Here is a 13,852-nt window from a genome sequence, read left to right as displayed (position 1 = left end):
CGCGCTCCGGCCTCGACGCGCCGCGTGCCGCCGTACAGGCCGCCAAGGCCGGCGTGGGCACCGCCCGCGCCGCCGACCAGGAGGCGCAGCGCGCGGTGGCGGCGCTGGCGGCCCGCCGCGACGCGCTGGAGATGAGCCTGGCCAGGGGCGACGGCGGGGCCGCGCTGCTCGACGCCGACCTCGGCGGGGTGCTGGGGCCGCTGGCGGCCTCGATGCAGGTGACGCCGGGAGCCGAGCAGGCGGTCGCCGCCGTGCTCGGGCCGGTCGCCGAGGCCGTCGCGGTCAAGTCGCTGGACACGGCCGTGGAGGCCCTTGAGCTGCTGCGCACCCAGGGCGCCGGCCAGGCGACGCTCCTGGTGGCGCTCGCGAACGGCCACGGAGGAGACCCGCGTGGCGCGGCGCCGGGCGGTGGCCGGTGGGTGGCCGACCTGGTGACGGTGCCCGAGCACCTGCGGCCCGCGCTCGACCACGTGCTGGCGGGCGTCGTGCTCACCGACGACCTCGACGGCGCGCGGGCGCTGGTCGAGCGGCATCCCGAGCTGCGGGCGGTCACCAAGGACGGCGATCTCGTCGGCGCCCACCTGGCGACGGGCGGGTCCACCGGCGGCACCTCCGTGCTGCAGGTACGGGCCGCGCTCGACGAGGCCGTCGCCGACCTGGAGGCGGCCGAGGCCAGGGCCGAGGAGAGCGCCGTGGCGCTGGACGAGGCGGTCGCCGCGGAGCAGGCCGCCCAGTCCGCGCTGGAAGCCGCCCAGGCCCGCGTCAACGAGGCGCAGACGGCCGTCACCACCGCCCAGGCCGGGGTGAGCGCCGCGCAGGGCGCGCTCGACCAGATCAGGGGCCGCCAGCGCGAGGCCGACCAGGCCAACGCGGCGGCGGCCAGGCGGCTGGCCCAGATCGAGGCCGCGGCCAACGCCGCCCGCGACGAGGCCGAGCGGCTGACCGCGAGCGTGGCCAGGGCCGAGGAGGCCCGCACCGAGCGGCTTGACGAGCTGGCCGAGCTGGAGGTCCGGCTGGCCGAGGCCGAATACGCCCAGGAGCTGGAGTCCGAGCCCACCACCGACCTGCGCGACGAGCTGGCGAGCGCCTGCGAGGCGGCCAGGCAGCGCGAGATGGACACCCGCCTCCAGGTGCGCACCGCGGAAGAGCGCGTCAAGGGCATCGAGGGCCGTGCCGACGGCCTGCTGCGGGCAGCCCGGCGCGAGCGCGAGGAACGCGCCCAGGCGGCCGCTCAGCGGGCCAGGCGCAGGCGTCAGGCGGCGCTGGCCGAGGCCGTCAGCAAGGGCGCGAGGAAAGTGCTCGCGGCGCTGGCCCAGTCGATCGCGCTGGCCGAGCGCGAGCGCGACGAGGCCGAGCTGGCCAGGGTCGCGGTCGACGCCGAGCTCAAGCAGGTCAGGGTCCGCGTCCGCGAGCTGGGCCAGGAGCTCGACAAGCTGGTCAACCGGGTCCACGGCAACGAGATGGCCCGCACCGAGCAGCGGCTGCGCCTGGAGCAGATGGAGCAGCGGGCGCTGGAGGAGTTCGGCGTCGAGGCCGAGGCGCTGGTCGCCGAATACGGGCCGGACGCGCCGGTGTCGGGCGAGCCGCCGGTCCCCTACGTACGCGAGGAGCAGGAGAAGCGGGCGAAGGCGGCCGAGCGGCAGATGAACCAGCTCGGCAAGGTCAACCCGCTCGCGCTGGAGGAGTTCGCGGCCCTGGAGGAGCGCCACGCGTTCCTCAACTCCCAGCTCGAAGACCTCAAGAAGACCAGGCGCGACCTGCTGACCGTGGTCAAGGAGGTCGACGACCGGGTGGAGCAGATGTTCGCCTCGGCCTACGAGGACGTCGCCCGCGAGTTCGAGCAGATCTTCACCAGGGTCTTCCCCGGCGGCGAGGGCCGGCTGGTGCTGACCGAGCCGTCCGACATGCTGACCACGGGCATCGAGGTCGAGGCGCGGCCGCCGGGCAAGAAGGTCAAGCGGCTGTCGCTGCTGTCGGGTGGCGAGCGGTCGCTGACGGCGGTGGCGTTCCTCATCTCGATCTTCAAGGCGCGGCCGTCGCCGTTCTACGTCATGGACGAGGTCGAGGCCGCCCTCGACGACACCAACACGCAGCGGCTGCTGACCCTGTTCGAGGAATTGCGGCAGAGCTCACAGCTCATCGTCATCACCCACAACAAGCGCACGATGGAGATCGCCGACGCTCTCTACGGCGTGTCGATGCGCGGTGACGGCGTGACACAGGTGGTCAGCCAGCGGCTCAGGGAGCGAGAGTCCGCCTGATCGGTGGGGCCTTGTGCGTGACCATGCCGGACGATCTGGAAAACTGACATCTTGTGGATGGTTACCTCGGTGTGATCGTGATCGTGGCCGTCGTCGCCGTGCTGGCGGTCGGCGGTCTGTTCCTGCTGTTCAGGCCGGGCCGTAAGGCGGCCCCGCCGGTCAAGCCGCCGGAGACCCCGGTGCTGCCGGAGGAGGAGGCGAAGCGGCCCGCCGGCGCCGGTGAGGAGGCCGAGGGCGCGACCACCACGCTGCCGCCGCCCGAGGTCAAGCCGGCCGAGCCGCTCGTCAAGGAGCCCGAGGTCGAGACGCCGCCGCCGTCGGCGGGCCGCATGGTGCGGCTGCGCTCGCGGCTGGCCCGCTCGCAGAACGCGCTCGGCCGTGGCCTGCTGGAGCTGCTCTCGCGCGACCGCCTCGACGACGAGGTGTGGGACGAGATCGAGGAGAGCCTGATCAGCGCCGACGTGGGCGTCGCGCCGACCCAGGTCATGGTGGAGGAGCTGCGCACCCGGGTGAAGGTGCTCGGCAGCCGCAGCCAGGAGGAGGTGCGCGGCCTGCTGCGCGAGCAGTTGCTCGCCCAGGTCAACCCCGACCTCGACCGTACGCTGCGGGTGCAGAAGCACGGTGAGCGGCCGGCGGTCGTGCTGGTCGTGGGCGTCAACGGCACCGGCAAGACCACCACCACCGGCAAGCTGGCCCGGTCGCTCATCGGCGACGGAAAGAAGGTCGTGCTGGGCGCGGCCGACACGTTCCGCGCCGCCGCCGCCGACCAGCTCCAGACGTGGGGCGAGCGGGTGGGCGCCGAGACCGTGCGCGGGCCCGAGGGCGGCGACCCGGCGTCGGTGGCGTTCGACGCGGTGGCCAAGGGCATCGAGGAGAAGGTCGACACGGTCATCGTCGACACCGCGGGCCGCCTGCACACCAAGACCGGCCTCATGGACGAGCTGGGCAAGGTCAAGCGGGTCATCGAGAAGAAGGCCACGGTCGACGAGGTGCTGCTCGTCCTCGACGCCACCACCGGCCAGAACGGCATGCGCCAGGCGCAGGTGTTCGCCGAGGTGGTCAACATCACCGGCATCGCGCTGACCAAGCTCGACGGCACCGCGAAGGGCGGCATCGTGATCTCCGTGCAGCGGGAGCTGGGCGTGCCGGTGAAGCTCGTGGGGCTGGGCGAGGGGCCCGACGATCTGGCGCCTTTCGACCCCGAGGTATTCGTGGACGCGATTCTGGGGGAGTGAGTTACGGTTACGCCGTAATTCAAGGTGAAGGAGCCCTTACCAGATAAGCCTTGATCGACCGCTTTTTCTTGTGTTGACATATATCGTCATCAAAGATCGTTCGGTCCCATTGGAACGTGAAAGGCCGCTCATGAAGAAGATCGTCGTTCACCGGCCAGGAACTGTGAAGCCGACCGCCGCGGCGGCTCCGAGACACAGCGCCTGAGCCGCGCGAGCCGGCGTCTCCGTGGGGGCGCCGGCCGAAGCGGAACCACCCCTGTGGAGACGATCCTCATCGACGCGGACCGCCGGATCGGCGGCCCGTACACGCTGGCCTCGGCCCTGCTCGCGCGGCTCGTTCCCGCCGCGCTGGAGAGCGCGCCTGAGCTGGTCGCCGCGCACGACATCGAGATCAGGGCCGCCGCGCCCGCATTGCGGGACGTCGTGCCCGCACGCAGGCGCTCGCTGGCCGATGACCTGCCGAGGGCGCAGCGCGTCCTGGTGCCGGGCGCGCGGCGCAGCCTGCGGATGGCCAACGGGCTGGCGGAGTTCGTCCGCGATCACCTGACCCGCACCCGTCGGCTCACCGGGCCGCTCACGCTGCGCGTGACGAACCTGGGCGAGGCCGACCACACCGACGCCGAGCTGGTGGCCGTGCTGCGGCGCCGGCTCGACCCCGCCCTGCTGCGCGTCGAGGAGGGGTCGTCGGCGCCGGGCTCGGGGCCGCTGCTGGCCGACTTCGACCGCTACCGCGACGAGGGCTTCCACCACGCCATGGCCGAGTCGGGCCTTGAAGTGCTGCGCGGGCTGGCGTACGAGGACGATCCGGAGCGCTGGCAGGTGCTCGTGCAGCGGGTCGCCGCCGCGCTGGAGGCGATCGAGCGCGAGGACGAGGCCCGCGACCTGTACGACCGGGCCAGGCGGCTGAGCACCGACCCCAAGCACCGCGCGACGATCGCGTACGCGACGGCCATGATCCTCGTCCGCCACCACGACCCGGCGGCCCGCGACCCTGAACAGGCGCTGGCCTGGATCAACGAGGCCGTCACCATCACCTCGCTGCTGCCCGACCCCCGCGAGCGCGCCTTCCACCTCGGCTTCGACCTCAACGGCAAGGCCCTGGTCGAGCTGCGCAGGGGCCGCCGCGAGTCGGCCATGGACCTGGTGGCGCAGGCGATCGAGCTGGCCGAGACGCACCTGCGCGACGAGCACCCGGTCCACCGGCTCATCCTGTACGCCAACAGGGCCCAGCTCCTGGCACTCGGCGGGCGCAGGGAGGAGGCGCTGACCGACTACGACCGGGCGATCGCCGCCGACCCCGGCTACCCCGACTATTACCTCGACCGGGGCAACCTGCTGCACGCCATGGGCCGCTCGGCCGAGGCGCTGGCCGACTACGAGAGCGTGATGCGGCTCAGCCCGCCCTTCCCCGAGGCGTACTACAACCGCTCCGAGGTCCGCTACGCGGCCGGCGACCTGGCGGGCGCGCTCGCCGACCTCGACCACACGCTGGAGCTCGACCCCGACTTCGGCCCCGCGTACGTCAACCGCTGCGGCCTGCGCGTCGCCGCCGGAGACCACGCTCGGGCGAGGCAGGACGTCGAGCGCGGGCTGTCGCTGGCCCCGCATGACCCCTACCTGCTGTGCGTGCTGGGGCAGGTCGAGCTGGCCGAGGAGCGCTACCCGGAGTCGCGGCTGGCCTTCGACCGGGCGCTGGAGCTCGATCCCGAGCTGGTGGCGGCCTGGGCGGGGCGGGCGGAGCTGGCGTACGAGCGGGGCGACAACGAGCTGGCGGTGGCCGACCTGACGCGGGCGCTGAAGCTGGGGGAGACGGCGGAGCTGCTCTTCAACAGGTCGCTGGCGTACCGCGCGGCGGGACTGACCGGGCAGGCCCGCCAGGACCTGCTCAGGGCCGCGGAGCTGGCCCCTGACGACGAGGACGTCCGGGCCGCCCTGGCCGAGCCGGCCGACGGCTGAATCAGAGCGGGCGGATCGGGACGACCAGCGGGGTGCCGGCCACCGGGTCGGAGATGACCTTGGCGTCCAGCTCGAACACCTCGCGCAGCAGCTCCTCGGTGAGCACCTCGTGCGGGTCGCCCGAGGCGATGACCCGGCCGGCCCGCATGGCGACCAGGCGGTCGGCGTAGCGGGCGGCGAGGTTGAGGTCGTGCAGGACCATGACGACCGTGCGCCCGCCCTCCTTGTGCAGGTGCCGGACCAGCTCCAGCACCTCCACCTGGTGCGCCAGGTCGAGGAACGTGGTCGGCTCGTCGAGCAGCAGCAGGTCGGTGCCCTGGGCGAGGGCCATGGAGATCCACGCCCGCTGCCGCTGCCCGCCGGACAGCTCGTCGAGCGGCCGTTCCGCGAGGTCGGCCAGGCCGGTCATGTCGAGGGCCGCCGCGACGGCGCCCTCGTCGTCGGACGACCACTGGCGGTACCACGTCTGGTGCGGGTGACGTCCCCTGGCGACCAGGTCGGCGACGGTCAGCCCTTCGGGGGCGGTGGGCGACTGGGGGAGCACGCCGAGAATCTTGGCCACCTCGCGGGTGGGGATCTTGTCGATGCGCTTGCCGTCCAGCAGCACCTCGCCGCCCTGCGGCTTGAGCAGCCGGCCGAGCGCGCGCAGCAGCGTCGACTTGCCGCAGCCGTTCGGGCCGATGATGGTGGTCACCGTGCCCGCCTCGATGCCGAGGTCGAGCCCGTCCACGATGAGGCGGTCGCCATACCCGAGCTTGACGTCGGCGGCCTGCAGTCTCACTTTCGCGACCTCCAGATCAGGTGGATCAGGTAGGGGGCGCCCAGCACGGCGGTGACGATGCCGACGGGCAGCTCGATGGGGGAGAACAGGGACCTGGCGAGCAGGTCGGCGCCCGTGGTGAGCACCCCGCCGACGACCGCCGAGCACAGCAGCGGCGGTTGCCCGGCGCGGACCAGGCGCAGCGCGATCTGCGGCGAGGCCAGCGCCACGAACGCGATCGGACCGGCCGACGCGGTCGCCACGGCGGCCAGCAGCACGGCGGCCAGGATCATCAGGGCCCTGGCCAGGTTCGTCCGGATGCCGAGCGCGGTGATGGTGTCGTCGCCGAAGCGCAGGGCGTCGAGCGAGCGGGTGCCGAGCAGGGTGAGCGGCACCAGCACGACCAGAGCCAGCGCGGTCGGGACGACGTGCTCCCAGCCGCGGCCGTTGAGCGAGCCGCTGATCCACACCATGGCGCGGCCGGTGTCGTTGACGTCGCCGACGGTCAGCAGCCAGAACTTGACGTTGGTGAAGACCGCGGCCACGCCGATGCCGACCAGCACCAGGCGGTAGCCGTCGAGGCCGCGCCGCCAGGCCAGGCCGTACACGATGGCCGCGCCGATCAGGCCGCCCAGCAGCGCGAGCGCCGGGATGCCGAGGCCGGCCAGCAGGCCGCTGACGCCGCCGTACACGCTGCCGCTGAAGACCACGCCGGCCACCACGGTGACCGAGGCGCCGGTGGTGACGCCGAGGATCTCGGGGCTGGCGAGCGGGTTGCGGGCGATGGACTGGATGAGGGCGCCGGACAGCGCGAGCGCGGCGCCGACGAGGGCGCCGGTGAGCGCGCGCGGCAGGCGCAGCTCCATGATGACGAAATGGGCGGGGCTGCTCACGTCGAACGTGCCGGAGAGCACCTCGGGCAGCGTCATGTCGATGTCGCCGATGCGCATGTTCAGGGCCATGAGCAGGGCGAGCAGCACGGCGCCCGTGACGGTGACGGCGACGCCGCGCAGCCGCAGCCGCCAGGACAGGCCGCCGAGTCGCAGGGGGAGGGTGGTCATCACAGGCGTACGGGCTTTCTGCGGCGTACCAGGGCGACGAAGAAGGGCGCGCCGAGCAGCGCGAGCACGACGCCCACCTCCAGCTCGCCGGGCGGCGCGACGACGCGGCCGATGACGTCGGCGACCAGCAGCAGGGCGGCGCCGATCAGCCCCGAGTACGGCAGCAGCCACCGGTGGTCGGTGCCGGACAGCGGCCTGGCCAGGTGGGGCACGATGAGCCCGACGAAGGCGAGCGAGCCGCAGGCGGCCACCGCCGCGCCCGACAGCAGGGTGACGGCGGCGACGCCGACCGTGCGGGTCATGGCGATGTTCTGGCCGAGGCTGCGGGCGACGTCCTCGCCGAGGGAGAGCGCGTTCAGGCCGGGCGCGTTGACCATCGCCAGCACTAACCCGGCCAGGATGAAGGGCAGCACCTGCCAGGCCACGTCGGCGCCCCTGGCGGCGATGGAGCCGGCCTGCCAGAAGCGGAAGACGTCCATCGCCTGCTCGTCGAGGAGCACGATGGCCGAGGTCAGCGCGTAGAGCAGGGCGCTGACGGCGGTGCCGGCGAGGGCCAGCGTGACCGGCGTGGGCCCGCCCCTGCCGCCCACCATGCCGAGCGCGAAGACCGCGACGCTGGCCACGAGCGCGCCCGCGAGGCCGAACCAGATGTAGGCGAGCAGGCTCGACGTGCCGAGCAGGATGATCGAGGACACCATGGCGAACGCGGCGCCCTGTGTGACGCCGAGCAGGCCGGGGTCGGCGAGCGGGTTGCGGGTGTGGCCCTGCATGAGGGCGCCCGCCACGCCGAGCGCGACGCCGGCCATGACGCCGAGCGCGGTCCTGGGCAGCCGCAGGGAGCGGATGACGATGTCGTTCTCGGTGCCGGTCGGGGTGGTGATCGCGTGCCAGGCGTCGGCGAGCGGCACGGACTTGGACCCGATCGTGATGCTCAGCAGCACGCCCATCGCGACGGCCGCGAGCAGGACGGTGAGCAGGCCGAACCGGCGCCGCTGGATGCCGTGGAGGCGCGGGGCGACGGCGGTTGCGCTCACCCGATGTCCTCCTGACGTTTGCCCGATCCCGCTGAAGTATGCCAGCTTAGGCAGGGCTAACCTAATTTAGGCTTGCCTTACTTCGGGGAAAGGGATCCGATGAGACCGTTGCGCGTGCTGGTCGGCGCCGTCTTGCTGGTGGGACTGGCCGCCTGCGGTGGTTCGGCGGACCCTGGTCCCGCCCCCGCGCAGAGCGCGGCGCCGTTCAGGACCGTGCGGCACGCGATGGGGGAGACGGTCATCCCCGCCCAGCCCAAGCGGGTGGTCGCGCTCGACCAGAGCTTCGTGGACGCGGTGCTGACGCTGGAGACGCCGGTCGTGGGGTACACGACGTACCGGTCGATCGACACGAAGCTGCCCGACTACCTCGGCCCGGTCGTCCAGAGCCATGGGCAGGAGGCCACCGCGGTCGGAACGCTGGAGCAGCCGAGCCTGGAGAAGATCATCGCGCTCAAGCCCGACCTGATCGTCTCGGCGAAGGTCAGGCACGAGGCCCTGTACGACCGGCTCTCGAAGATCGCCCCCACCGTGTTCAGCGAGACGACCGGGGCCATCTGGAAGGACAACCTCCGGCTCATGGGCCAGGCCCTGGGCAAGGAGGACCTCGCCGAGACGCGGATCAAGGCGTACGAGAAACGCGCCGCCACGATCGGCGAGGAGATCAAGGAGAAGGAGGGCGAGCTGCCCACCATCTCGATCGTGCGCTTCGCCGGCGAGCCCACGACCCGCCTGTACGTCGAGAACTCCTACTCGGGCCTGGTCATGAAGGACGTCGGTTTCCCGCGCCCCGAGGGCCAGCCCACCGCCCAGGACGCCATCGCGGTCAACGTCAGCCAGGAACGCATCAGCGACCTCGACGCCGACCACATCTTCGTGGCGACCTACCCCGACCCGGCCTCCGACGGGCCGAAGGAGAAGTTCACGAGCAACCCGCTGTGGGCCAAGCTCAAAGGCAAGAAGCACGAGGTCAGCGACCTCACCTGGATGACCGCGGTGGGCATCCAGGGGGCGCAGGCGATGCTGGACGACGTGGCCGAGCTGTTCGGCGTCGGCCCTAGCCGTTGATGAACCGGCGCAGCTCCTCAAGGTGCGGCTCGATGTCCAGGCCCTGGGCGGCCAGCCAGCCAGGGTTGCCGTAGGTGCCCTTGTAGCGGTCGCCGCTGTCGCACACCAGCGTCACGATGCTGCCCTGCTCGCCGGCCGCCCGCATCTCCTCGATGAGCTGCACGCAGGCCGCCATGTTGGTGCCGGTGGAGCCGCCGACGTCGAGCCCGGTCACCTCGCGGGTCCAGTGCATGGCGGCGATCGAGCGGGAGTCCGGCACCGCGATCATCCGGTCGATGACCGAGGGCAGGAACGACGGCTCCACCCGGGGCCGTCCGATGCCCTCGATGCGCGAGCCGGAGGCCGTGACCGTGGTGTCGCCGGAGACCCAGCTCGGGTAGAACGCCGAGCCCTCGGGATCGACGACGGCCAGGCGGGTGGGGTGGCGGCGGTAGCGGATGTAGCGGCCGATGGTCGAGGAGGTGCCGCCGGTGCCGGCGCCCACCACGATCCAGGACGGCTCGGGGTGGGGCTCCATGGACATCTGTGAATAGATCGATTCAGCGATGTTGTTGTTGCCCCGCCAGTCGGTGGCCCGCTCGGCGTAGGTGAACTGATCCATGAAGTGGCCGCCGGTCTCGGCGGCCAGACGGTGAGATTCGTCATAGATCGCGCCCGGGTCGTCAACCAAATGACATTTCCCGCCGTAGAACTCTATGAGATGACACTTCTCCGGCGACGTGGAGGCGGGCATGACCGCGATGAACGGAAGACCGAGCAACCGGGCGAAGTACGCCTCGCTGACGGCGGTGGACCCGCTCGACGCCTCGACGATCGTGGTGGTGGGGCCGATCCAGCCGTTGGCCAGGCCGTACAGGAAGAGGGAGCGGGCCAGCCGGTGCTTCAGTGAACCGGTAGGGTGCACCGACTCGTCTTTCAGATAAAGGTTTACGCCCCACTGCGGGGGCAGCGGAAAGACGTGCAGATGTGTGTCGCAACTACGGTTGGCGTCGGCCTCGACCTTGCGTATGGCCTCAGCCACCCAGTGGCGTGTACCCGTCTCGTGCCGGTCCACGAATCTCATGGCCATACGCTATCTCATGTGACACTCGCCACTATTCCTGTGGAAAAGGGCGAGTAGTGTTATGATAATGAGACTTGTCCGGCCGTGGACGTGACCACGCACGCCGCGAGCAGATGGACGTAACCCCCACTGACCACAGGCGGACCTCGCTAACGCGCCCCTTACCAAGGGCTTGCGATGATGGAACCGCCGTCAGGCGGCTTGTGCCGAAACGGGGGATAGCGCAAGGGGGAATGAATTGATCACCATGACCGATGAGCAGCGACAGGATTGGTTCGAGCGGGACGTCGTGCCCGTGACGTCGCAGCTGTTCGCCTCCGCCATGCGCCTGACCCGCAACACCGCGGACGCGGAGGACCTGGTGCAGGAGACGGTGGCGAAGGCGTACACGTCGTACCACCAGTTTCGCGAAGGCACCAACCTCAAGGCCTGGCTGCACCGCATCCTCACCAACAACTTCATCAACGACTACCGCAAGAAGCAGCGCTCGCCCAAGCTGTCCGCCGCCGAGGACATCGAGGACTGGCAGTTGCACGCCGCCGAGTCGCACAGCTCCACCGGTCTGCGGTCGGCCGAGACCGAGGCGCTCGACCGGCTGCCCGACAATGTCGTCATGAACGCCCTGCGCTCCCTCCCCGAGGACTTCCGCGTGGCCGTCTACCTGGCCGACGTCGAGGGGTTCGCGTACAAGGAGATCGCCGAGCGCATGGGCACGCCCATCGGCACCGTGATGTCGCGGCTGCACCGCGGCCGCCGCCAGCTTCGGGGGATGCTGGAGGAGTACGCCCGCGAGGAGGGCGCCGTACGCCTGCCCGCGCAGCGGGCCGCCTGACTCACGTCTCCGTCCTCAGATGGAGGCGGACCCCTAACAGGCCGTCCTCCGAGCGCAGATCCACCAAGTCGCACAACTGCCTGCTGATCCAGAGCCCGTATCCCCGAGGGGATTCGGGCTCCGGTGGTATGTAGCCGGGCAGCGGGTCGTCCAGCGCGCCTCCCGGGTCGGCGATCTCGCAGATCAGCTCGCCCTCACGCGGCCCTCCAGGCCGGCTCGCCGAAACGACCCACCATCGGAACGTGCCCGGTCAGGGCGTACGGGCGCAACGTAACAAGGCTAGGGGTGCTGTGCAACGGCTATGAGAGCCACCGCGGCAAGCGCGCAGACGACGCCGGTGATCTGGACGGTACGCAACCGCTCGCCGAGCACCCGGTTGGCGAGCAGCAGCGTGCTGGCGGGATAGAGCGAGACGAGCACCGCGACCAGGCTGAGCAGGCCGTCGCGCTGGGCGAGCAGGTAGAGCACGTTGGCCGCCATGTCGAGCACGCCGGCCGCCGCGATGACGCCCAGCGAGCCCGGCACCGGCCTGAGCCCGCGCCTGGTCAGCAGGGCCAGCAGGGCGACGACCGACACCGACGACAGGCGGGCGCCGACCAGCGGCCACATGCCGGCGTCGTCGGGCGCCATGGCGAGCAGGATGAAGAAGCCGCCGAAGCCCGCGCCGGCGGCCAGCGAGATCAGCACCGAGCGCGGCGTGACCTTCCCGCCTCCCGAGCCGTCCTGGCTGACCAGCAGCACCGCGCCGAGCGCGAGCACCACCCCGACCAGTGCCCACGGGCCGGGACGGTCACCGGTGGCCAGGCCGAACACGACCGGCAGCGCGGCCGAGGTGACCGCGGTCGTGGGGGCCACCACGGACATCACGCCGGTGGCCAGCGCCCGGTAGAACAGCACCAGCCCCGCCGCTCCCGCGAGGCCGGAGGCGAGGCCCCAGGAGAGCGCCTGGGCGCTGTACGTGCCGGGCAGCAGCGGCAGCAGGGCGAGGACCAGCGCCAGACCCGCCGTCTGGGAGAGCACGACGACGGAGAGCACCTGCGAGCGCCGGGTGGCCAGGCCGCCGAAGAAGTCGGCGGTGCCGTAGACGATGGCGCAGGCGGTTGCCAGGATGACGGTCACCAGGGGGAGTCCTCTCTGTTGCACTAATAGTGCAACATACAGAGTACAGTGCGCTGCACGAGACATTCACTACACTGCACTGACATGTTGCGTCCTGGACGGCCAAGCAGTCGCCGGAGCGGCGTTTCCATGCCCTGTATGACCGTGTCCACAGAGGTCGTGTCCACAGAGGTCGTGTCCACAGAGGTCGTGTCCACAGAGGTGACGTGCTGTGGGAGGCGTGGGAGCGGGTCCGGGCCAATAAGGGTGCCGCCGGAGTCGATCGGGTGACTGCGCGTAACCATGTCAAGAAGATCATCGGTAAGCCGTATGCGGGAGAACCGCACGTACGGAATTGAAAGGGGGATGGGGAACCGGGCCTTCACGGCACCGCGCCCCTGACTACCAATGGAAGACCCCGAGCTGATCACCCAGGCCATCGCCAACAACGTGCGCGCCCAGCGGGCCCACCGCGGGCTCACCCTCGACTCGCTGGCCGCCAGGTCGGGCGTGAGCCGGGGCATGCTCGTCCAGGTCGAGCAGGGCCGCACCAATCCCAGCGTGTCCACCCTCACCCGCATCGCCTCCGCGCTCGGCGTCACCGTGGCCCGGCTGGTGGAGGTCGCCGACGTGCCCATGGTGCGGGTCGTCCAGAAGAGCGACGTGGTCACCTTCGAGCAGGGCGACGTCCAGGCGCGGCTGCTGGTCGGCGCCGACATGCCGCTGATCCTGGAACTGTGGGACTGGCGTCTCGCCCCCGGCGAGCACCACGACGGCGACGCCCACCCGCCCGGCACCCGCGAGATGCTCACCGTCCTGCAAGGCGAGCTGACGCTGATCGTGGCCGGCAAGAGCCACGCGGTCGGCGAGGACGCCGCCGTGCTCTTCACCGCCGACCGGCCTCACCGCTACGCCAACCACGGCGATGCGGACCTCAGGTTCGTCATGGCCGTGGCCGAGCCGCGCGCCGCGAACGACGCCTGAGACTCCGCCACCGCGTGCCTGATCAATAAGCGCGAAACCCCTCCGGATGACCCGGCGGAGTTTCATGATTACTCCATGCTTTGGACGGCTGAGGCCCGTGGCTGGGTACATCCCCAGTGTGCGCCGGCCGCGCTCCGCGGCCCGGGGTGCGCGACGTCGGCAGGGGGTGACGTGTGAGTGAGGCTCGAGCGGCGACGGAGAAGCTCCAGGCGGAGCTTCATGGCCTGGGCGTCACCAGCGCTTACGAGGTGGGAGACGGCGAGACCATCTCGGTGTGGATAGGGCTGGTCGTACGTTATAGAGATGGTTTTTACCGTTGGCAGGAAGGACCGGTGAAACGTCGGCATCTGGGTACGGATCCGCTTGGTTGTGCCATGCGCGTGGCGCGCCGCTTCCAGGAATTGCAGGCCGATATCCCACTCTGGTGGGACGACCTGGCCAGGGAACTGCGGGGGGTGCCGGTCCAGGACTATCCATAGGCCCCCGCATGCGGCGTTCCGGGG

Annotated in this window: 12 protein-coding genes; 7 read left to right on the top strand and 5 right to left on the bottom strand. The window is 71.1% G+C overall.

The annotated features are described in order from the left end of the window. The 3 genes from ABZW11_RS35385 to ABZW11_RS35375 all read left to right on the top strand — a co-directional run. Positions 1 to 2,261, top strand: a 2,261-nt coding sequence (locus ABZW11_RS35385; protein WP_355426999.1) for an AAA family ATPase, incomplete at its 5' end; no start/stop codon positions are given. 53 nt (positions 2,262 to 2,314) lie between these two features. Continuing rightward, positions 2,315 to 3,496, top strand: coding sequence for a signal recognition particle-docking protein FtsY (gene ftsY, locus ABZW11_RS35380; RefSeq protein WP_355426996.1), 1,182 nt, complete (start codon positions 2,315 to 2,317; stop codon positions 3,494 to 3,496). A 258-nt stretch (positions 3,497 to 3,754) separates the two neighbouring features. Then, positions 3,755 to 5,452, top strand: coding sequence for a tetratricopeptide repeat protein (locus tag ABZW11_RS35375; protein ID WP_355426993.1), 1,698 nt, complete (start codon positions 3,755 to 3,757; stop codon positions 5,450 to 5,452). 1 nt (position 5,453) lies between these two features. Here ABZW11_RS35375 and ABZW11_RS35370 read toward each other — a convergent pair whose 3' ends face one another. Genes ABZW11_RS35370 through ABZW11_RS35360 form a run of 3 tightly spaced genes read right to left on the bottom strand, consistent with a single transcriptional unit; the run spans position 5,454 to position 8,307 of the window. Further along, a complete protein-coding gene (locus ABZW11_RS35370; RefSeq protein ID WP_355426990.1) occupies positions 5,454 to 6,233 on the bottom strand; it encodes an ABC transporter ATP-binding protein in 780 nt (259 codons plus the stop codon). Next, complete coding sequence (locus tag ABZW11_RS35365; RefSeq protein ID WP_355426987.1) at positions 6,230 to 7,273, bottom strand: iron chelate uptake ABC transporter family permease subunit; 1,044 nt, start codon at positions 7,271 to 7,273, stop codon at positions 6,230 to 6,232. Before ABZW11_RS35365 ends, ABZW11_RS35370 begins: the two co-directional genes overlap by 4 nt. Then, positions 7,273 to 8,307, bottom strand: a complete 1,035-nt coding sequence (locus tag ABZW11_RS35360; RefSeq protein WP_355426985.1) for an iron ABC transporter permease — start codon at positions 8,305 to 8,307, stop codon at positions 7,273 to 7,275. The genes ABZW11_RS35365 and ABZW11_RS35360 overlap by 1 nt, the downstream gene beginning before the upstream one ends. 99 nt (positions 8,308 to 8,406) lie before the next feature. On the opposite strand from ABZW11_RS35360, the gene ABZW11_RS35355 reads away from it, so the two are divergent. Continuing rightward, positions 8,407 to 9,372, top strand: a complete 966-nt coding sequence (locus ABZW11_RS35355) for an iron-siderophore ABC transporter substrate-binding protein (protein ID WP_355426982.1) — start codon at positions 8,407 to 8,409, stop codon at positions 9,370 to 9,372. Here ABZW11_RS35355 and ABZW11_RS35350 read toward each other — a convergent pair. Beyond that, on the bottom strand, positions 9,362 to 10,435 hold the full coding sequence (locus ABZW11_RS35350; protein WP_355426979.1) for a PLP-dependent cysteine synthase family protein: 1,074 nt from the start codon (positions 10,433 to 10,435) through the stop codon (positions 9,362 to 9,364). The two genes, ABZW11_RS35355 and ABZW11_RS35350, sit on opposite strands and share 11 nt — an antisense overlap. Positions 10,436 to 10,682: 247 nt before the next feature. On the opposite strand from ABZW11_RS35350, the gene ABZW11_RS35345 reads away from it, so the two are divergent. Then, positions 10,683 to 11,267, top strand: coding sequence for a sigma-70 family RNA polymerase sigma factor (locus ABZW11_RS35345; RefSeq protein WP_345389138.1), 585 nt, complete (start codon positions 10,683 to 10,685; stop codon positions 11,265 to 11,267). A 279-nt stretch (positions 11,268 to 11,546) separates the two neighbouring features. Here ABZW11_RS35345 and ABZW11_RS35340 read toward each other — a convergent pair whose 3' ends face one another. After that, the gene (locus tag ABZW11_RS35340; RefSeq protein WP_355426976.1) at positions 11,547 to 12,386 is read right to left on the bottom strand and encodes a DMT family transporter; all 840 of its coding nucleotides are present in this window, start codon (positions 12,384 to 12,386) and stop codon (positions 11,547 to 11,549) included. 387 nt (positions 12,387 to 12,773) lie between these two features. Between ABZW11_RS35340 and ABZW11_RS35335 the strand changes: the two genes are divergently transcribed. Together ABZW11_RS35335 and ABZW11_RS35330 are read left to right on the top strand one after the other, a co-directional pair. Next, a complete protein-coding gene (locus ABZW11_RS35335) occupies positions 12,774 to 13,349 on the top strand; it encodes an XRE family transcriptional regulator (protein WP_355426973.1) in 576 nt (191 codons plus the stop codon). A gap of 173 nt (positions 13,350 to 13,522) precedes the next feature. Beyond that, positions 13,523 to 13,828 (top strand): hypothetical protein, encoded by a 306-nt coding sequence (locus ABZW11_RS35330; RefSeq protein ID WP_355426970.1) that lies wholly within the window; start codon positions 13,523 to 13,525, stop codon positions 13,826 to 13,828. The last annotated feature ends 24 nt before the right edge of the window (positions 13,829 to 13,852 follow it).

This window comes from Nonomuraea sp. NPDC004580 (assembly GCF_040609855.1).
Taxonomy (GTDB): Bacteria; Actinomycetota; Actinomycetes; order Streptosporangiales; family Streptosporangiaceae; genus Nonomuraea; species Nonomuraea salmonea.
The sequence above is the reverse complement of the archived record's forward strand: the minus strand, read 5'-3'. Positions and strand labels throughout refer to the sequence as shown.